The sequence below is a fragment of the Pseudomonas sp. Tri1 genome (assembly GCF_017968885.1).
Taxonomy (GTDB): Bacteria; Pseudomonadota; Gammaproteobacteria; order Pseudomonadales; family Pseudomonadaceae; genus Aquipseudomonas.
Window position 1 is genome coordinate 383,522 of sequence record NZ_CP072913.1, and the last position, 20,642, is coordinate 404,163.

Genomic DNA, 20,642 nt, shown 5'->3' on the forward strand with positions numbered 1-20,642 from the left:
GTCGGACTCAACGTAAATCGCTGCCACGACCTGTCAGCACACCGAATCCTCTGATCGAGATACACAAGTGATCGAAAATCTACGCAACATCGCCATCATTGCTCACGTTGACCATGGTAAGACCACCCTGGTAGACAAACTCTTGCGTCAATCCGGCACCCTGGAGCGCAACGAGCTCAACGACGAGCGCGTGATGGACTCCAACGACCAGGAGAAAGAGCGCGGTATTACCATCCTGGCGAAAAACACCGCCATCAACTGGAACGGCTACCACATCAACATCGTGGACACCCCGGGCCACGCCGACTTCGGTGGTGAAGTAGAGCGCGTGATGTCGATGGTCGACTCCGTGCTGCTGCTGGTTGACGCCCAGGACGGCCCTATGCCGCAAACCCGTTTCGTGACCAAGAAGGCTTTCGAAGCCGGCCTGCGTCCGATCGTGGTCATCAACAAGGTTGACCGTCCAGGCGCGCGTCCGGACTGGGTCCTGGACCAGATCTTCGACCTGTTCGACAACCTCGGTGCCACCGAAGAACAGCTGGACTTCAAAGTCGTCTACGCCTCGGCCCTGAACGGTATTGCCGGTCTGGACCACACCGACATGGCCGAAGACATGACCCCGCTGTACCAGTCGATCGTCGACAACGTACCGGCGCCGAAAGTCGACCGTGACGGTCCGTTCCAGATGCAAATCTCGGCACTGGACTACAACAGCTTCCTGGGTGTTATCGGTGTTGGCCGTATCGCCCGTGGTCGCATCAAGCCGAACACCCCGGTCGTGGCGATCGATGCCGACGGCAAGAAGCGTAACGGTCGTATCCTCAAGCTGATGGGTCACCACGGTCTGCACCGCATCGACGTTGAAGAAGCGGCAGCCGGCGACATCGTCTGCATCAGCGGCTTCGAGCAACTGTTCATCTCCGACACCCTGTGCGACCCGATGAACGTCGAAGCGATGAAACCGTTGACCGTCGACGAGCCAACCGTTTCCATGACCTTCCAGGTCAACGACTCGCCATTCTGCGGTAAAGAAGGCAAGTTCGTGACCAGCCGTAACATCAAGGAACGCCTGGACAAAGAGCTGCTCTACAACGTTGCACTGCGCGTTGAAGAAGGCGACTCGGCCGACAAGTTCAAGGTTTCCGGCCGTGGTGAGCTGCACCTCTCGGTACTGATCGAAACCATGCGTCGCGAAGGCTTCGAAATGGGCGTGGGTCGTCCTGAAGTGATCATCCGTATGGTTGACGGCGTCAAGCACGAACCGTACGAAAACGTGACCATCGACCTGCCGGAAGAATCCCAGGGCGCGATCATGGAGCAAATGGGCCTGCGTAAAGGCGACCTGACCAACATGGTTCCGGATGGCAAGGGCCGTGTGCGCCTTGAGTACAACATCCCGGCCCGTGGCCTGATCGGTTTCCGTAACGAGTTCCTGACCCTGACCTCCGGTGGCGGCATCCTGACTTCGATCTTCGATCGTTACGACGTGATGAAGTCCGGTGACATGTCCGGTCGTCAGAACGGCGTGCTGGTATCGGTTGCGACCGGCAAGGCACTGACCTACTCGCTGGAAACCCTGCAGGCTCGTGGCAAGCTGTTCGTTGAACACGGCCAGGACATCTACGAAGGTCAAATCGTCGGCCTGAACAGCCGCGACAACGACCTGGGCGTGAACCCGACCAAAGGCAAGAAGCTCGACAACATGCGTGCTTCGGGCAAAGACGAAACCATCGCCCTGGTTCCGCCGGTCAAGTTCACCCTGGAGCAGGCTCTGGAGTTCGTGCAAGAAGACGAGCTGTGTGAAGTCACTCCTAAGTCCATCCGTCTTCGCAAGAAGATCCTGGGCGAAAGCGAGCGTACCCGCGCTGCCAAGAAAAGCGGTAACTGAGTTTCGACTTAGTTAATGGCTGAAAAAAAACGCCCCTGATTGTGAGATCGGGGGCGTTTTTTTATGCCTGGAAGTTATGTGGTGTCTGTCAGGGCCCTATCGCGAGCAAGCTCGCTCCCACAGTTGATTTTCAGCGGATACAGATTTTGTGTCCGACATAAATCCACTGTGGGAGCGAGCTTGCTCGCGATGGCGATGGTTCAGGCACCGCTGAACCATCTGTAGATCAGAACTTGTCCAACGTCCGCGGATTGCGCTCGCGCTCCACTTCCTTGGGCTTGTAGGCACAATACCCCGGCCGTGGCCCGACCCGCGGATGGTTGCGGCAGGTGTCCGGGCGCTTCTCGTAAATGGTGCACAACCGGCTCTTGCGGTCCAGATAAAGGCAATCGTTGTTGCTCATGCGCTGGAGCGTGAAGATCTCGGACTTCTGGTTGTAACGCTCGACGATCCCTTCCTTTTGCAGGCGCTTGGCGATGTTTTTCGGCGGGTCGCCCAGCTCGAATTCATCGACGATGCCAATCCGGATCAGGTCCTTGATCTTGACCTCCACCGGCAGCGTGCAGCAGCTCGACACGCAGGAACCGCACATCGGGGCGGAGTACTTGGCCCAGGTATCGAGTCGGTCGAGTTCCGCGGCGGCGATCAGGTTGGGCTTCATCATCAAGGTTTACCAGCATGCATCAGGGCGCGCGATGATACCGGGACTGGTGAAATTTTGAACGACCATCTGCCGGTTTTTTTTAATCCCCGCTAAAACGCTCCAGGAGCGGCACGCCCCCTGCATTCATTCGTTCATATGGCAGTTCCCTGGCGGCGATTCTCCGACACCTTGGAAAAACCACCGAACCAGAGCCTGTGCCGCCTGTCAGACCGACTAGGCTCAGACAATTCCATGCTCGTTCGAGGTCTCATCAATGACTCAAGAACCACTTGTTCGCGAAGCCGAAGTCGCTGCTTTTCGCGATGCTGTGTTGACCAAACTCACTTATGCCGTCGGCAAGGACCCGGATCATGCGTTTGATCACGACTGGTTCGAAGCCATTGCCCTGGCCGCCCGCGACCACATGGTCGACCACTGGATGGACCACACGCGGCAGATCTACCGCAAGGGCCAGAAGCGCGTCTATTACCTCTCCCTGGAGTTCCTCATCGGTCGTTTGCTCTACGACAGCCTGAGCAACCTTGGCTTGCTGGATACCGCCCGTGAAGCCTTGACCGAGCTGGGCGTGGACCTGGAACGCATCCGCCTGCTCGAGCCCGATGCGGCACTGGGCAACGGCGGTCTTGGCCGCTTGGCGGCGTGTTTCATGGAAAGCATGTCCACCCTGGGTATCGCCGGCCATGGCTACGGCATTCGTTATGAACACGGTCTGTTCCGCCAGGCCATCGTCGACGGCTGGCAGCAGGAGCAGACCGAGCATTGGTTGGATTTCGGCAACCCGTGGGAGTTCGAGCGGCCGGAGGTGGTCTACCCGATCGGCTTCGGTGGCGGCGTCGAGACGGTGACCGATGAGGCCGGCAAGACCCGGCAAGTCTGGACGCCGGGTGAAACCGTGCGTGCTATTGCCTATGACACGCCGGTGGTGGGTTGGCGTGGTGCCAGCGTCAACACCCTGCGCCTGTGGCGCGCCCGGGCGGTGGAAGACCTGCACTTGGAACGCTTCAATGCTGGCGACCACTTGGGCGCAGTGGCGGAAGTGGCCCGGGCCGAAAGCATTTCCCGCGTGTTGTACCCGGCCGACAGCACTGAAGCCGGCCAGGAGCTGCGCCTGCGCCAGGAATACTTCTTCGTTGCCGCCTCACTGCAGGATTTGCTGCGCCGTCACCGCAACATGCACACCTCGGTGCTGACCTTGGGCGACCATGCGGCGATCCAGCTCAACGACACCCACCCATCGATCGCCGTGGCCGAGCTGATGCGGCAATTGGTGGACGTCTACGACGTGGCCTGGGATGCGGCCTGGCAGATCACCCAGGACACGCTGTCCTACACCAACCACACGTTGCTGCCCGAGGCCCTGGAAACCTGGCCGGTTGGGCTGATGGAGCGCATGCTGCCCCGGCACATGCAGATCATCTACCTGATCAACGCCCAGCACATCGATTCGCTGCGGGCCAAGGGCGTGCATGATTTCGACGTGCTGCGCTCGGTTTCGCTGATCGAAGAAGACAACGGTCGCCGGGTGCGCATGGGGAACCTGGCATTCCTCGGCTCCCACAGCGTCAATGGTGTGTCCGGGTTGCACACGCAATTGATGCGCAGCACGGTGTTCTCCGAGCTGCACAAGCTCTATCCGGATCGGATCAATAACAAGACCAACGGCATCACCTTCCGCCGCTGGTTGTTCCAGGCCAACTCCGAACTGACCTCGATGATGGTCGATGCCCTTGGCCCGAGCGTGCTCGACAACCCCGAGGAGCGCCTGATCGAGCTGGAGCCGTTCGCCGATAAACCGGCATTTCGCAAACAGTTCGCCGAGCAGCGCCTGCATAGCAAAAAAGCCCTCGCGTACCTGATTCACGAGCGGTTGGGCATTGCCGTGAACCCGGCGGCGATGTTTGACGTGCAGGTCAAGCGGATCCACGAATACAAACGCCAGTTGCTCAACCTGATGCACACCGTGGCGCTGTACCAGGCGATCCGTGCTGAACCAGAAGTGGATTGGGTGCCGCGGGTGAAAATTTTTGCCGGCAAGGCCGCCGCCAGTTACCACCAGGCCAAGCTGATCATCAAGCTGACCAACGACATCGCCCGGGTGGTGAACAACGACCCGACCGTGCGCGGCCTGCTCAAAGTGGTGTTCCTGCCCAACTACAACGTCAGCCTGGCCGAAAGCATCATCCCGGCGGCGGACCTGTCGGAGCAGATCTCCACGGCCGGTTTCGAAGCCTCGGGCACCAGTAACATGAAGTTCGGCCTCAACGGTGCGCTGACCATTGGCACCATGGACGGCGCTAACGTGGAGATGCACGAGCGCGTCGGCGGTGAGCACATGTTCATCTTCGGCCTGACCGCCGAACAGGTAGAAGCTCGCAAGCAGAACGGTGAATTCAGTGCCGCACCGGACATCGCCGCGTCCCATCGCCTCAACGATGTGCTACAGGCGATTCGTGGCGGGGTGTTCTCGCCGGATGATCCGATGCGCTACACCGGGCTGGTGGACTCGCTGGTGGACTATGACCGCTTCCTGGTCTGCGCCGATTTCGACTCGTACTGGAGCGCCCAGGCCAAGGTCGAAGAGCGTTGGCACGACTCCAAGCAGTGGTGGCGTTCAGCGGTGCTCAACACCGCGCGCATGGGCTGGTTCTCCTCGGACCGGACCATCCGCGAGTACGCCACCGACATCTGGAAAGCCCTGGAGTAGCGTTTGCTGTAAGAAATGTGAGCGAAGCCCAACGGTGGTTGGGCTTCGTCGATATACTAAGCGCCAGTTTCGCCGGGCTGTGTGGCTGGACTCAGTACTGGGAGTGCCAACAATCCTATGTGGGAGCGAGCTTGCTCGCGATAGCCGTGGGTCAGGCAATATCAATGCGCCTGACACGCCGCTATCGCGAGCAAGCTCGCTCCCACAGGGTTTGGGTGGTTTCCACTGGACTGATCCAGGCACCGCATCGCCCCGGTTACGCCCGCAACGGGCCGCTTAGGGATATCGACCATGCAATGGATATTGACGCTGTTGGGCCTGGCACTGGGCTGGGTGGTGGATGAGTCGTTCGCCGATGCGCTGATAGGTGCGCTGGTGGGACTTGGCATCGCCCAGACCTTTGGCCTGAGCCGCCTCGCAGCCCAGGCCGCCAAGCAACAGGTTCTGTTGCAAGAGGCCCAGCAGAACGTGCTCACGCTGGAAGCACGCCTGGCGGTTCTCGAACGCGGTAAGGTGGCCGAATCGAGTGAGCCGGCGTCGGCGCCCGAGGTTGTCGTACCCCAGGCCGCGAAGCCCGAGACGCGCACCGAGCCAGAACTCGTCTGGGAATTGCCGCCAGACCTCGAGCCGGCTGCCGCGATGGCTACCCAGGCCAGCCAGCCGTTGCCCGATGATATCTGGACCCCTGCGCCAGCGACTTCCAGCAGGCGTGCCGACCGCGACTTTGCACCGTTGCCCCTGGAACCGATGGTTGCGGAGCCCGCGGCCCCTCGTGGCCCGAGTCTGTTCGACCGCGCCATGATGGGTGCACGCAACTGGTTGTTTGGCGGCAACACCGTGCTGCGGGTCGGCGTGGTGCTGTTGTTCCTCGGTCTGGCGTTCCTGCTGCGCTATGCCACTGAAGGTATGGTGGTACCGATCGAGCTGCGGTACGCCGGTGTTGCGGCCAGCGCCTTGGGCCTGCTGGGCCTGGGTTGGTGGCTGCGCCAACGCAACAGCAATTATGCATTGATGCTCCAGGGCACCGGGATCGCGGTGCTGTACCTGACGGTGTTCGCCGCCATGCGCCTGCATCCGTTGCTCGACTCCAAGGCGGCCCTGGGCTTGCTGGTGGCGGTCACGGTGTTCTCAGCGATCCTGGCGGTGACCCAGAATGCCTTGGGCCTGGCCGCAGCCGCAGCGCTGGGCGGGTTTGCCGCGCCCATCCTGACTTCCACCGGCAGCGGCAACCACGTTGCCCTGTTCAGCTATTTCATCCTGCTCAATGCCGGCATCCTTGCGATTGCCTGGTTCAAGGCCTGGCGCCTGCTCAACATGATTGGCTTTGTCGGCACCTTCGGTATCGGTTTCGCTTGGGGCCTGCGCTCGTACGCGCCGGAGCTGCTTTGGAGCACCGAGCCGTTCCTGATTCTGTTCTTCCTGATGTACCTGGCGATTGGCTTGTTGTTCACCCGTCGCAAACTGTTGGAAATGAACGATGCTCCCGAGGATGGCAGTCGGGATGCGGTGTTGCGCTGGTCGGCGCGCAAGGGCGATTACGTGGACGGTACGATGTTGTTCGCGCCGCCGCTGGTGGGCTTCGGCCTGCAGTTCGCGTTGGTGCAGCATTTGGAATTTGCCGCTGCGTTCAGCGCCCTGGCCCTGGGCATGATCTACATGGGCCTGGCTCGGGTGCTGATGGGGGGGCGCGCCTTGCTGCTGGCTGAAACCTGCCTGGCCTTGGGGGTGATTTTTGCCAGCCTGGCGATTCCATTGGGGCTCGACGCCCGCTGGACCTCGGCGGCCTGGGCCGTGGAGGGCGCGGGGATCTTCTGGCTGGGCCTGCGCCAGCAACGCCCCTTGGCCCGGGCCTTTGCCTTGTTACTGCAACTGGGCTCGGCGCTGGCCTTCATCAGCGAACTGCGTCCCGGCGAAGGCAGCCTGCTCGATGGCGCCCCGTTGGGCGCGTTGATGCTTGGCGGCGCCTTGCTGTTCACCTTCTACCAACTGCGCAAGGCTGCGCCGGAGCTCACCTCCAATTGGGAGCGCCAGGGTTTACCGGTGTTGGCTGTCCTGGGGCTCAGCTTCCTGTATTTGCTGGCGCCGCTGTTTTTCTTCACCCAAGGCACCGCTATCGCCTGGGCCCTGGCCGGTTTGGTGACGCTGTTTGTGGGCCTGCGCCTGCAATCGCGCAGCTTCCTGTTCACCGCGTTTGCGGTGCAACTGCTCGGTGGTGCGCTGTTCCTGTTGCGCCTGCAGGGTGCCGAGGGCGACTCGGCGGCGGTGTTCAGCGCCGGCTGGAGCGGTTTGCTCAGCGCCTCCCTGATCGGCCTGGCGTTGATTGGCGGCATGTTGCTGGCGGCGCGCGATGACATGGTGCGCAACGATGTCCGGTTGCTGCGCGGGTTGTCAGTGGTGTTGCTGGCGGGGCTGGTGCTGATCAATCTCGCGGTGCTGTTCGTCCTGCCTTGGCAAACCGCGAGCGGGGTGTGGGCGGCCAGCGGTCTGCTGATCATCTGGCTGAGCCTGTACTTGAAGCAGCGAGTGAGCTTTGTGTTCGGCCTGCTGTTGCAACTGCTCGGCGGTGCGGCGTTCCTGACGGCGGGGCCGGCGCTGCTGGGGCCGCTCAATACCGAGGATTTGCGACCTCTGGCCCATAGCGGGTTCTGGACACCGCTGGTGTTGGGCCTGGCGGCGTTGGTGGGGGCGTGGCGACTGCAGCGTGGCCATGCGGCAGCGGAATTCGAAGCCCTGAGCTTGCAGCGTCTGTCTGAGCTGTTGTTGATCTGGGGAGGCGGTTGGTGGGCCCTGGCGTGGGTCAGCGAAGTGCTGCGCTTTGCCCCGGTGAACCTGCAGGGCAGTTTGCTGCTGTTCGTCGCGGCGATCAGTGTGGCGCTGTGGACCGTCTTGGCGCTGCGTTTGAACTGGCCGGCGCTGGGGCTGCTGTGCACCTTGTTGATTCCGGCGGCGGGCTGTGTGCTGGTGGCAATGGGGCACAGCTACTATCACCCGGCCGCGGATTTCGGTTGGCTGGCCTGGCTGGCGGTATTTGGCGTGCACTTCCTCTCGCTCAAGCGCCTGGCGCCGATGCTGCCGGCCCAGGCGCGCAGTACCGCCCATGTGCTCGGTTGCTGGTTGCTGATGGCGGTGTTGATGCTGGAGTTGCGTTACGGCCTGCTGTTGCTGTCCGAGCAGTACAACGCCTGGCGCTGGTTGGGTTGGGCGATCTTGCCGAGCCTGTACCTGGTGTTGATGGCCGCGCCGCGTGCCTGGCCGTGGCCGGTCTCGGCCCAGCCGCGCGAATATCGTATTTACGCCGCGGCACCCATGGCGCTGTTGATGCTCGGTTGGTTCTGGCTGACCAACACCTTCAGCGATGGCACCGCGGAGCCATTGCCTTATGTGCCGCTGCTCAATCCCTTGGAGCTGGGCCTGCTGTTCGCCTTGTTCGGTGTCTATGTGTGGGCCCGCAACGCCGTGGCGCAATCGACGAACCGTTGGAGTCGCGTCGGACACATCGCCCAGTTGGTCGCCGGCGTGTCGTTGTTCGCCTTCTTCACCGCCCTGGTGATGCGCAGCGCCCACCAGTGGATGGGGGTGCCGTTCGAGCTGGATGCGTTGCTGGAGTCCATGTTCGTACAGGCCGGGCTGTCCATCGTCTGGACCCTGATCGCCCTGGGCTTGATGATTGGTGGGCATCTGCGGCATCGGCGTGAAGTGTGGCTGATCGGCGCGGCGTTGATTGCCGTGGTCGTGGCCAAGCTGTTCTTTGTTGAATTGAGTAACCGTGGCGGTCTGGCGCGGATCGTGTCGTTTATCGGTGTGGGTGTCTTGCTGCTGGTGGTCGGCTACTTCGCGCCACTGCCGCCAAAGCGTCCGGAAGCGGCCTCGCCGGCCGAACCGCCGATGCCTGTCAATGAGGGAGTGTCGTCTTGAGTCGCAAGTTGAGTCGGATCGGGCTGGGTGTGGTCGGGTTGTGGGTGGCATTGTCGGCTACGGCCCAGGAGCAACCGGCGGACTTTGCCCATCAGGTGCCGCTGGTCTTGAGTGGCGAAGGGCCTTGGTATCGCCTCCCATTGCCGTTGGATGTTCAGTTGCAGGCGCGACAGACCGACCTGAGCGATCTGCGGGTTTTCAACGCGGCCGGGCAAGCCCAGGCCTATGCATTGGTTCACGAGTCGGCCCAGAGCCGGGAAAACCGCATCCTTACCGATGTGAAGTGGTTCCCGCTGTACAACGCCGCCGATGACAACGAGCGCGCGCCCAGTGTGCGAGTGCAATCGAACGCCAATGGCACGCTGGTGGAAGTCCAGCCATCGAGTCGGCTCGAGGCGGGGGAGGAAGAGCTGCGTGGCTGGCTGTTGGATGCCAGCGCGATCAAGGCACCGCTGCAGCAGTTGATTCTCGACTGGACCAGCGAGCGCGACGGTTTCCAGCGCTTCACCATCGAGGCCAGTGACGACTTGCAATACTGGCAGTCATGGGGTGAAGGCCAGGTGGCGCGCCTGACCTTTGCCGATGAGCGGGTCGAGCAGCATGAGGTGAACCTGCCGGGGCAACCGGCGCGCTATCTGCGGTTGTTGTGGGATTCGCCGTCCTCCGCGCCGGTGCTGACCTCGGCCCAGTTGCAAAGCGCCAGCCGCGAAAGCCTGCCGTTGCCGTTGGTCTGGTCGAAACCTTTGGCTGGCGCCACCACGAAGGCCGGTGAATACACCTGGCAACTGCCCATGGGGCTGAATATCGAACAGGTGCAGGTCGACCTGAGCCAAGCCAACAGCCTGGCGCCGGTGACCCTGGCCGGGCGCCGGGAAAGCAGTCTGCCATGGCAGCCGATGGGCAGTGGCTTGCTGTATCGCCTGACTCAGAACGGCCAGGATGTGTTGCAGAACCAACTGCAACTGTCCGGCCAGACGGTCCAGCAATTGAAGCTGACGGTGGACGAGCGTGGCGGTGGCCTGGGTAGTGAAGCCCCGGCCCTGCGCTTTGCCGTACGGCCGACCCAGGTGGTGTTCCTGGCACGCGGCGAAGGGCCCTACAGCCTGGCGCTGGGCAGCGCGACGGTGAAAGCCGCCAGCTTGCCATTGACGACGCTGGTGCCCGATTACAAACCGTCACGCCTGGCGGCCCTGGGTACGGCGACGGTGAGTGGGCTGGCAACCTCGACACCGGAGGCGGCCGCTGCAACCACGCCTGCAACGGTCGAGACCAACTGGAAGAAAATCGGCTTGTGGGCGGTGTTGTTGATCAGTGTGCTGTTCCTCGCGGCGATGGCGTTCAGCTTGTTGCGCAAGCCGCCGGTCAAGAGTTGAGGTGCATTCATCGCGAGCAAGCTCGCCCCCACAGTTGACCGAGTTGTTTCGACAAACGCGGTCTATTGTGGGAGCGGGCTTGCTCGCAATGGCGTCCTCTCAATCAACAGAAATACCCAAGCGAGCCGCTACCCCGTGAACTCAATCCTCCATTCCCCGTCTCATAGGAGGAATTAAGTCCCGACTCGCGCTAAACTGCGCTGGTTTTTCCGCCCCCTATTCTTCGGAGCCGTCCATGTCCCGCGTTACCTTGAGTCGCTATTTGATTGAGCAGACCCGTAGCAACAACACCCCTGCCGATCTGCGCTTTTTGATCGAAGTGGTGGCGCGTGCGTGCAAGGAGATCAGCCACGCCGTCTCCAAAGGCGCACTGGGTGGTGTCCTGGGCAGCATGGGCACTGAAAACGTGCAGGGCGAAGTGCAGAAGAAGCTCGACGTGCTTTCCAACGAAATCCTGCTTGAAGCCAACGAATGGGGCGGCCACCTGGCCGGCATGGCGTCCGAGGAAATGGACAATGCCTACCAGATCCCGGGCAAATACCCCAAGGGTGCCTACCTGCTGGTATTCGACCCCCTGGACGGTTCGTCGAACATCGACATCAACGCGCCAGTCGGCACCATTTTCTCGGTACTGCGTTGCCCGAACGAATACCTGAGCCAGAACGAAGCCCTGAATGAAAAGGCGTTCCTGCAGCCAGGCACCCAGCAGGTTGCCGCCGGTTATGCCATCTACGGCCCGCAGACCATGCTAGTGCTGACCTTGGGCGACGGCGTCAAAGGCTTCACCCTGGACCGCGAGATGGGCAGCTTCGTCCTGACCCACGAAGACATCACCATTCCTGAAACCACCCAGGAATTCGCCATCAACATGTCCAACCAGCGTCATTGGGAAGCCCCGGTAAAACGCTACGTCGAAGAATTGCTGGCGGGCGAAGAAGGTCCGCTGAAGAAGAACTACAACATGCGTTGGGTCGCCGCGATGGTTGCCGATGTGCACCGGATCCTCACCCGTGGCGGTCTGTTCATGTACCCACGCGACAGCCGCGAACCGTCCAAGCCGGGCAAACTGCGCCTGATGTATGAAGCCAACCCGATGTCGTTCCTGGTGGAGCAGGCGGGTGGTGCTTCCACCGACGGTCACCAGCGTATCCTCGACATCCAGCCTGAAGGCCTGCACCAGCGTGTGGCGGTGTTCCTTGGTTCCAAGGAAGAAGTCGCCCGCGCCACGGCCTACCACAAGGAATAAGGCATGGCCGAGCCCTGGCAGCCGTTGCTCGATTGGTGGTTCGGCTCAGCCGGCACACCGGACGAAATAGCCGCTGACAAGGGCAAGCTGTGGTTCGGCAAACGCCATGATCGCCAGGCGCGCGAGCGCTTCGGCGATCTGGTCGAGCAGGCACTGACCGGCGGATTGACCGACTGGGCGCAACGCCCGGAAGGTTGGCTGGCCTTGGTGCTCTCACTCGACCAACTCCCGCGAATGATTTTTCGCGACACCCCCAAGGCCTTTTCCGGCGACCTGCGTGCCCAAGCGCTAGTGGCCCAGGGCCTGGCGGCGGGTTTCGACCGGCAACTCAAGCCGATCCAGCGGGTGTTCATCTACCTGGTGCTCGAACACTGCGAAAACCTGGCGGTGCAGAACGAAGCCGTGTCACGGTTTATCGACCTGGTCCGAGAGCAACCCGAAGCGGATCGGGCGGTGTTTGAAGACAACCTGGATTATGCCGAACGGCATCAGAAGATCATTGCCCGGTTTGGACGCTTTCCCCATCGCAATGCGGTGTTGGGGCGCGAGTCCACGGCTGAGGAAATCGAGTTCTTGAACAGGCCTGGGTCCAGGTTCTGATTTTTGCTGTGAGGCTGATGCCGCTATCGCGGGCAAGCCCGCTCCCACATTCGACCGCGTGCTAACAGTAGGCTCGGTTCAATGTGGGAGCGAGCTTGCTCGCGATGGGGCCAGTCCAGGCGCTAGATTCGGAAGCTGCCTACCAACTGCTTCAACCGCGCCGCCTGCTGTTCCAGGTCAGCACAGGCGCGCAAGGTAGCCTGCAGGTTTTCCACGCCTTCCTGGTTCAGCGTGTTGATCTCGGTGATGTCGACATTGATCGATTCCACCACGGCGGTCTGTTCTTCGGTGGCGGTGGCCACGGACTGGTTCATGCCGTCGATTTCACCGATGCGCTGGGTCACGCTGCCCAGGCGTTCGCCGGCCTGGTTGGCGATGCCGACGCTGCTTTCGCTCTGGCGCTGGCTGTCGGTCATGGTCAGCACCGCTTCCCGGGCGCCGACTTGCAGTTCTTCGATCATCTTCTGCACTTGCTGCGCCGAATCCTGGGTGCGGTGGGCGAGGTTGCGCACTTCATCGGCCACCACCGCGAAGCCGCGTCCGGCTTCACCGGCCCGGGCGGCTTCGATGGCGGCATTCAGGGCGAGCAGGTTGGTCTGCTGGGAAATGCTGGTGATCACCTCCAGGATCTGGCCGATGTTCACCGTGTTGCTGTTCAGGGTTTCGATGTTGCCGCATGAATCGCTGATCTTGGCTGACAACTGCTGCATGGCGGCGATGGTTTTATCCACCACGTGCTGGCCGTCTTCAGCCAGGCTGCGGGCATCGCTGGAGTGCTGCGAAGCGAGGGCGGCGTTCTGGGCGATTTCCTGGGCGGCGGCGCCGAGTTGGTTGATGGCTGCGGCTACGCTGCTGGTGCGCGACGCCTGCTGGTCGGAGTTGAACATCGACGAGTTGGACGCACTGACCACGCGCAGGGCGACTTCATTGACCTGGCCGGTGGCCGAGGCTACCTCACGGATCGAGGTATGGATGCGCTCGACAAAACGGTTGAACGAAGTACCCAGGGCGCCGAACTCATCGTGGCCATGGATGACCAGGCGTCGGGTCAGGTCGCCTTCGCCTTCGGCGATGTCATGCATGGCGCGGCCCATGGTCAGCAGCGGTTGCATCAGCACGCGGATCAACATGCCCAGTAGGGCGATGATGAACACCACGGCAATGGTCATGGCGATCAGTGCCGAGGTCCGGAACTCGCTGAGCATCGCCAGGGCGGTGTCCTTGTCGAGCACCAGTGCCACATACCAATCGGCCCCCGGCAAACCATTGACGTGGGTGAAGGAGATGAACTGGGTCTTGCCGTCGAGCTCGACCTCTTTGACGCCCGGGCTGATTTGCGGTGCACCGTTGGGGTAGGCCTCGGCCAGGGTCTTGAGTACGCGCTTGCTGTCGGGGTGGATGAGGATCTTGCCGTCGGCGCTGACGATGAACGCATGGCCGTGGCCGCCGAAATTCAGCGAGTTGATGATGGCGCTGACGCTGGACAGGTCGATGTCTGCACCGGCCACGCCGATCATCTGGTTCTGGTGCTGCACGGGGGTGGCGACGGTGATCACCAGTTTGCCCGACGAGGCGGCAATGTAGGGCTCGGTCACGATGGTTTGCTGTGCGCTACTGGCGGCCTTGTACCAGCCACGGGCGCGGGGGTCGTAATCGGCGGCGCGATTGCCGGCCGGTACCGAGAACATCACGCCGTCGGTGCCACCGAAATAGCTGAGCTGAAAATTGCTGGTGTATGCCGGCAGGCCCACGGCGCGTTTGAGGCTGTCGGCGCTGCTGCCGTCTACGGCGATCTGCTGGGCCAGCGATTGCAGCAATTGGATACGGCCTTCGACCCACGTCTGGATGTTACGACTGGTCAGGTTGCCGAGTTCCTGCATGGAGGTTTCGGTGCTGGCGTGCAGGCTTTGGCGCTGCCGATAGTCGTTGAACAGGATGAAACAAGCGAATGCAACGGCTACCACGAGAGCAGCAGCCAGCAGTATTTTGTGGCTGAATTTCATGTTTCTGGTCATTAAGAACACTACCGCGGAGAGACGGGTCAGGACGGGGCGTCAATTTGCCATAACGCAGTAGATTGCGCTGTTTCTTTTTATCGGCGCAGGAACCCGTCCCATCAGCCGTCTGCGATTCCATTCCGACGAAATGCACGATGCTGTCACAAACTGAGTGTTTCACCTATGAAACACCTGGCGAAGCCCAATAAATACCGGGGCCGTCGGGGAACCAGATAGGGGTTTTCTCTTCTAAGCTTCTGGTTGGCACCCTGCCACCCCCTTCCGTTCCAGGAGTTACACCATGTCGCTGCGATCTATCGCCTTGTTGTTTGTATGCGTCGTACTGACTGCGTGCAGCAAGGTCAACCAGGAAAACTATTCGAAGCTGTCGGCTGGCATGCCCAAGTCCGAAGTCGAAACGTTACTGGGGAAACCGACCGATTGTTCAGGCGCGCTCGGCATGTCCAGTTGCACCTGGGGCGATCAGAAAAGCTTTATCAGCGTGCAGTACGCTGGTGACAAAGTGTTGATGTTTTCCGGCCAAGGCCTGAAGTAAACCGGGGATAGTGTCCTGTGTGATCGGTTCTGCCAGTCAAGTTCGCCTTCGAATTTGAGCCGACGAACTCACCACGCAGGTCACTCAGTGCCCGCGGGAGAAAAATAATGATGCGGTTAGTGTTAGTGTTTTTAGCTGGCCTGGTTTTGGCTGGCTGTGCCACTTCTGGCGAAGACCCGTTGGCACCCAAGACTGTCAACAGCGTCAACCTCAAGCGTTACCAAGGGACCTGGTACGAGTTGGCCCGCCTGCCCATGTATTTCCAGCGCAATTGCGCCCAATCGGAAGCTCACTACACCCTCAAGCCTGACGGCAATATGGGTGTGCTCAATCGCTGCCTGACTTCGGACTGGCAGTGGGAAGAGGCCAAGGGCACTGCGACGCCACAGGTGCCGGGCAAGACCGACAAGCTCTGGGTCGAGTTCGACAACTGGTTTTCACGGATCGTGCCGGGCGTGGCGAAAGGGCAGTACTGGGTGTTGTACGTCAGCGACGACTACAAGACCGCCATCGTCGGCGACCCGAGCCGCCGCTATATGTGGCTGCTGTCCCGTACGCCGACCGTCAATAGCGTTGTGCGCGAAGAGCTGCTGAGCACGGCGCGTCAGCAGGGCTACGATACGACACGCTTGATCTGGCGCGCGTCGGATCGACAGATGGCCAAGACTTCAGACTAATTGCCTCCCGAGAACCAATGTGGGAGCGGGCTTGCTCGCGATGACGGACTTTCAATCAACCTCAGTGTTGAATGAGAAGGCCTCATCGCGAGCAAGCTCGCTCCCACATTTTTTATCCGCGTCAGCCTAAAAGTTCGCGCAGCACCTGGGTAAACGCCTGGGCGCTTTCTTCTTCGCCGGCATGGCGTCCGTCGCGCACCACCCATTGTCCGCCAACCATCACATCGCGCACCTGGCGATCCCCGCCGGCAAACAGCCAGCGATTGAGAATCCCGTCACCATGGGCCGTGGCCAGGTACGGATCGTTGCCATCGAGTACCAGCCAGTCGGCGCGCTTGCCGATTTCGAGAGCACCGACCGGTTGCCCCAAGGCCTGGGCGCCACCTTCCAGCGCCGCATCGAACAAGGTACGACCGACCATTGGCTGATCCGCCCGATACAAGCGGTTGCGGCGTTGGTCCCGCAGGCGCTGGCCATATTCCAACCAGCGCAACTCTTCGACCACACTGAGCGACACATGACTGTCGGAACCGATGCCCAGGCGCCCGCCTTGTGCGAGGAAGTCCACGGCTGGAAAAATTCCGTCGCCCAGGTTGGCTTCGGTGGTCAGGCACAGGCCGGCGATGGCCCGGCTCTTGGCCATGAGGCTGACTTCATCAGCGTTGGCGTGGGTCGCGTGGACCAGGCACCAGCGCTGATCCACCTCGGTGTTTTCGTACAGCCATTGCAACGGACGAGCGCCGCTCCAGCTCAGGCAATCGTCCACCTCTTTCTGCTGCTCGGCGATGTGGATATGTACCGGGCACTGACGGTCGCTCGCAGCCAGCACTTCCTGGATTTGTCCAGGTGTCACGGCGCGCAGGGAGTGAAAGCACAAACCCAGCGCCTGCGCCGGTTGTTTGGCCAGGACCGGCTGCAGGCGTGCTTGAAGTTTCAGGTAGTTCTCGCTGCTGTTGATGAAACGACGCTGTCCGTCATTGGGCGCCTGGCCGCCAAAACCGGAATGACTGTAGAGCACCGGCAGCAGCGTCAGGCCGATGCCGGCGGCGGTGGCGGCGTGGCTGATGCGCAACGCCAGTTCCGCCGGGTCGGCATAGGGCGCCCCGTCGGTGTCGTGGTGCACATAGTGGAATTCGGCGACCGAGGTGTAGCCGGCCTTGAGCATTTCGATGTACAGCTGCCGGGCGATGATGCCGAGCTGATCGGGACTGATCTTTCCGACAAGGCGGTACATCAAGTCGCGCCAGGTCCAGAAACTGTCATTGGGATTGCCCGCCACTTCCGCCAACCCGGCCATGGCGCGTTGGAAGGCGTGGGAGTGCAGGTTCGGCATGCCCGGCAACAGTGGACCGCCCAGCCGCTCGGCGCCATCTGCGTGGGAGTCGGCCTGGACATGAGTCAGGACGCCCTCGGCGCTGACCTCAAGACGTACAGCATTGGCCCATCCACTAGGCAGCAGCGCGCGTTCAGCAAAGAAGGCGGACATGGTTCAACCTCATCGTGCGTAATTTGTATATACATATACAGACGTTTGCCTGGCCGGTAAACTCCGGCAAGCTAGCATTCTTATTTGCAGAACAAGGAACCGCCGTGCCGACTCCGCCTGCCAAACCGCCGCTGGCCGCAAACATGGGTGAAAGTCCGGCGCCCTTGTACGCCCGCGTCAAACAGATGATCACCCAGCAGATCGACAGTGGAAACTGGCCGCCGCATTACCGCGTGCCATCGGAAAGCGAACTGGTCAGCCAGTTGGGCTTCAGCCGCATGACCATCAACCGGGCCCTGCGGGAGATGACCGCTGATGGCCTGTTGGTGCGCATGCAGGGGGTCGGCACCTTTGTGGCTGAACCCAAAAGCCAGTCCGCGTTGTTCGAAGTGCATAACATCGCCGACGAAATCGCTTCCCGCGGCCATCGTCACACATGCCAGGTCATCACTCTGGAAGAAGAAGCCGCCGGTTCCGAACGGGCCTTGGCCCTGGACATGCGTGAAGGGCAGAAGGTGTTCCACTCGTTGATCGTGCATTTTGAAAACGACATCCCCGTGCAAATCGAGGACCGTTTCGTTAATGCACTGGTGGCGCCGGACTATCTCAAGCAGGACTTTACCTTGCAAACCCCCTACGCCTATCTGAACCAGGTCGCGCCGTTGACTGAAGGCGAACATGTGGTCGAAGCGATCCTGGCCGAACCGAGCGAGTGCAAGCTGCTGCAGATCGAGCGGGGCGAGCCATGCCTGTTGATCCGTCGCCGGACCTGGTCCGGGCGCCAGCCGGTGACGGCCGCGCGCCTGATTCATCCCGGCTCCCGTCATCGCCTGGAAGGACGATTTCATAAATGAGTGACTTGAAGGTTTTACGCGCTGCGGATTATCCACGCATGCCGTGGAAAAATGGCGGCGGCAGCACCGAGGAAATCACTCGCGATGCCGGAACCGGCCTGGAGGGCTTCGGCTGGCGTCTGTCGATTGCCGACATCGCTGAGTCGGGCGGTTTTTCTACATTCACCGGTTACGAGCGGATCATCAGCGTCTTGCAGGGTGATGGCATGACACTGAACGTCGACGGTCAAGTCACGCGGCCATTGCACCCGCTGGACCCCTTTGCGTTCAGCGGCGAGAGCCATGTCTATTGCACGTTGCTGGGCGGACCTATCCGTGACTTCAACCTGATCTATGCGCCGCAGCGTTACCGCGTGCGATTGCAGTGGTTGGGAGGCCGACAGCGGTTTTTCAGCGAGGCGGGGACGGTGCTGGTGTTCAGCGCGGCCCCGGGATTGGCGATCGAGATTGGCGAGTCCGCCGTCAACCTGGGCCTCTACGACTGCTTGCAATTGAGCGGTAACACCGGGCTGCTGGACATCTCCAGCCACGGCCAATGCTGCGTGATCGAGCTGACTGCCCACTGACTTCAGCCCTGTCCCCCTGTGGTGAGGGGATAAATTCCCTCACCACAGATAATTCCCTCGTCAGATAAGTCTTTCGCCGTTTCCCTCGCGCACCAACTTGTTACCGAATGCCCCACTGTGGCGCAATACCACGCGTTCATGACGGTATTCCCTCATCTCAAAAATACCCCGCAGAAATTTCATCTGCCTGCCAAACCCTTCAACTAAAGGCCTTCAGGCCAATTCCAAAAGCGTTCTTGATCCGTCCTTTCAGAAGTTGGCCGCTTGATTGCATATGCTTGTACATACAAGTAAAGACGTATGCGTATGAGTCGCCGATATTCAACGCAACGTTCGCTAAATCGCTGCCCACTGCCCGGGCTGGTATGGATTGATCGCTGAGGAGTTTTTGCTGTGACCGACGCTACCCAAAAACCTGAAAAATACCGTGACGTTGAAATTCGCGCCCCTCGCGGTAACACGCTGACCGCCAAGAGCTGGCTGACTGAAGCGCCGCTGCGCATGTTGATGAACAACCTCGACCCGGAAGTCGCCGAGAACCCCAAGGAACTGGTGGTTTACGGTGGCATTGGCCGCGCGGCGCGTAACTGGGAGTGCTATGACAAGATCGTCGAAAGCCTCACCAACCTCAATGACGACGAAACTTTGCTGGTGCAATCCGGCAAGCCGGTCGGCGTGTTCAAGACCCACAGCAATGCACCTCGCGTCCTGATCGCCAACTCCAATCTGGTTCCACATTGGGCCAGTTGGGAACACTTCAACGAACTCGACGCCAAGGGCCTGGCCATGTACGGCCAGATGACCGCCGGCAGCTGGATCTACATCGGCAGCCAGGGCATCGTGCAGGGCACCTACGAAACCTTCGTCGAAGCCGGTCGCCAGCATTACAACGATGACCTGAAAGGCAAGTGGGTCCTGACCGCCGGCCTGGGTGGCATGGGCGGTGCGCAACCGTTGGCCGCGACCCTGGCCGGTGCTTGCTCGCTGAACATCGAATGCCAGCAGGTGAGTATCGATTTCCGCCTCAAGACCCGCTACGTCGACGAGCAGGCCACTGACCTGGATGACGCCTTGGCGCGTATTGCGAAATACACCGCAGAAGGCAAGGCGATTTCCATCGCGCTGTGTGGGAACGCTGCCGAAATCCTGCCGGAAATGGTCCGTCGTGGCGTGCGCCCGGACATGGTTACCGACCAGACCAGTGCCCACGACCCCCTCAACGGTTACCTGCCGGCCGGCTGGACCTGGGACCAATACCGTGCCCGCGCCAAGACCGAACCCGCCGCCGTGGTGAAGGCCGCCAAGCAGTCGATGGCCGTGCACGTAAAAGCCATGCTGGCCTTCCAGAAAATGGGCGTGCCGACCTTCGACTACGGCAACAACATCCGCCAGATGGCCCAGGAAGAGGGCGTCGAGAATGCCTTCGATTTCCCAGGCTTCGTACCGGCCTACATCCGTCCGCTGTTCTGCCGCGGTATCGGCCCGTTCCGTTGGGCCGCGCTGTCGGGTGATCCGCAGGACATCTACAAGACCGATGCCAAGGTCAAGGAGTTGATTCCCGACGACGCTCATCTGCACAACTGGCTGGACATGGCGCGTGAGCGCATCAGCTTCCAGGGTCTGCCAGCGCGTATCTGCTGGGTCGGCCTGGGCCTGCGGGCCAAGTTGGGCCTGGCGTTCAACGAAATGGTGCGCAGCGGCGAATTGTCGGCCCCGATCGTGATTGGCCGCGATCACCTGGACTCCGGCTCCGTGGCCAGCCCCAACCGTGAAACCGAATCCATGCAGGACGGTTCCGACGCGGTCTCCGACTGGCCGCTGCTCAATGCCTTGCTCAACACCGCCAGTGGCGCGACCTGGGTTTCGCTGCACCACGGTGGCGGCGTCGGCATGGGCTTCTCCCAGCATTCGGGCATGGTGATTGTCTGCGACGGTACCGATGAAGCGGCCGAGCGCATTGCCCGCGTGCTGCACAACGACCCGGCCACTGGCGTGATGCGCCATGCCGATGCCGGTTACCAGATCGCTATCGACTGCGCCAAGGAACAGGGGCTTAACCTGCCGATGATCACCGGCAAGTAACCCCGGAGCCCATGTGGGAGCGAGCTTGCTCGCG

General features: G+C 61.2%; 14 protein-coding genes. 11 read left to right on the plus strand and 3 right to left on the minus strand.

Annotation, left to right across the window (positions count from 1 at the left end):
• Positions 1-67: 67 nt before the first annotated feature.
• Positions 68-1,888 carry a translational GTPase TypA gene (gene typA / locus J9870_RS01715; RefSeq protein ID WP_210642425.1) on the plus strand — a complete coding sequence of 607 codons (1,821 nt, stop codon included), beginning with the start codon at positions 68-70 and terminating at the stop codon, positions 1,886-1,888.
• 226 nt (positions 1,889-2,114) lie between these two features.
• Here typA and J9870_RS01720 read toward each other — a convergent pair whose 3' ends face one another.
• Positions 2,115-2,552: a YkgJ family cysteine cluster protein gene (locus J9870_RS01720; protein ID WP_135843250.1), complete on the minus strand. Its 438-nt coding sequence runs from the start codon at positions 2,550-2,552 to the stop codon at positions 2,115-2,117.
• Positions 2,553-2,805: 253 nt separating this feature from the next.
• Here J9870_RS01720 and J9870_RS01725 point away from each other — a divergent pair, with 253 nt between their 5' ends.
• From J9870_RS01725 to J9870_RS01745, 5 genes are all read left to right on the plus strand, one after another.
• A complete protein-coding gene (locus J9870_RS01725; protein WP_210642426.1) occupies positions 2,806-5,256 on the plus strand; it encodes a glycogen/starch/alpha-glucan phosphorylase in 2,451 nt (816 codons plus the stop codon).
• 291 nt (positions 5,257-5,547) lie between these two features.
• Complete coding sequence (locus tag J9870_RS01730; RefSeq protein WP_210642427.1) at positions 5,548-9,171, plus strand: DUF2339 domain-containing protein; 3,624 nt, start codon at positions 5,548-5,550, stop codon at positions 9,169-9,171.
• Positions 9,168-10,544 (plus strand): DUF3999 domain-containing protein, encoded by a 1,377-nt coding sequence (locus J9870_RS01735; RefSeq protein WP_210642428.1) that lies wholly within the window; start codon positions 9,168-9,170, stop codon positions 10,542-10,544. Before J9870_RS01730 ends, J9870_RS01735 begins: the two co-directional genes overlap by 4 nt.
• Before the next feature lie 235 nt (positions 10,545-10,779).
• Positions 10,780-11,790: a class 1 fructose-bisphosphatase gene (locus J9870_RS01740; protein ID WP_210642429.1), complete on the plus strand. Its 1,011-nt coding sequence runs from the start codon at positions 10,780-10,782 to the stop codon at positions 11,788-11,790.
• A 3-nt stretch (positions 11,791-11,793) separates the two neighbouring features.
• Entirely contained in the window at positions 11,794-12,390 is a 597-nt protein-coding gene (locus J9870_RS01745) for a DUF924 family protein (RefSeq protein WP_210642430.1), read from the plus strand.
• 122 nt (positions 12,391-12,512) lie between these two features.
• Here J9870_RS01745 and J9870_RS01750 read toward each other — a convergent pair whose 3' ends face one another.
• On the minus strand, positions 12,513-14,405 hold the full coding sequence (locus J9870_RS01750) for a methyl-accepting chemotaxis protein (RefSeq protein WP_210642431.1): 1,893 nt from the start codon (positions 14,403-14,405) through the stop codon (positions 12,513-12,515).
• 283 nt (positions 14,406-14,688) lie between these two features.
• Between J9870_RS01750 and J9870_RS01755 the strand changes: the two genes are divergently transcribed.
• Positions 14,689-14,943, plus strand: a complete 255-nt coding sequence (locus J9870_RS01755) for a hypothetical protein (protein WP_003196877.1) — start codon at positions 14,689-14,691, stop codon at positions 14,941-14,943.
• A gap of 107 nt (positions 14,944-15,050) precedes the next feature.
• Complete coding sequence (locus J9870_RS01760) at positions 15,051-15,620, plus strand: lipocalin family protein (RefSeq protein WP_210642432.1); 570 nt, start codon at positions 15,051-15,053, stop codon at positions 15,618-15,620.
• A gap of 121 nt (positions 15,621-15,741) precedes the next feature.
• On the opposite strand, the gene J9870_RS01765 is transcribed toward J9870_RS01760, so the two are convergent.
• Positions 15,742-17,106 (minus strand): formimidoylglutamate deiminase, encoded by a 1,365-nt coding sequence (locus J9870_RS01765; protein ID WP_210642433.1) that lies wholly within the window; start codon positions 17,104-17,106, stop codon positions 15,742-15,744.
• Between the two features lie 143 nt (positions 17,107-17,249).
• Here J9870_RS01765 and hutC point away from each other — a divergent pair, with 143 nt between their 5' ends.
• The 3 genes from hutC to hutU all read left to right on the plus strand — a co-directional run bounded on the left by hutC (position 17,250) and on the right by hutU (position 20,608).
• Positions 17,250-17,960: a histidine utilization repressor gene (gene hutC / locus J9870_RS01770; protein WP_210645068.1), complete on the plus strand. Its 711-nt coding sequence runs from the start codon at positions 17,250-17,252 to the stop codon at positions 17,958-17,960.
• Positions 17,957-18,526: a HutD family protein gene (locus tag J9870_RS01775; RefSeq protein WP_210642434.1), complete on the plus strand. Its 570-nt coding sequence runs from the start codon at positions 17,957-17,959 to the stop codon at positions 18,524-18,526. The genes hutC and J9870_RS01775 overlap by 4 nt, the downstream gene beginning before the upstream one ends.
• A gap of 393 nt (positions 18,527-18,919) precedes the next feature.
• Positions 18,920-20,608 carry a urocanate hydratase gene (gene hutU, locus J9870_RS01780; protein WP_210642435.1) on the plus strand — a complete coding sequence of 563 codons (1,689 nt, stop codon included), beginning with the start codon at positions 18,920-18,922 and terminating at the stop codon, positions 20,606-20,608.
• The last annotated feature ends 34 nt before the right edge of the window (positions 20,609-20,642 follow it).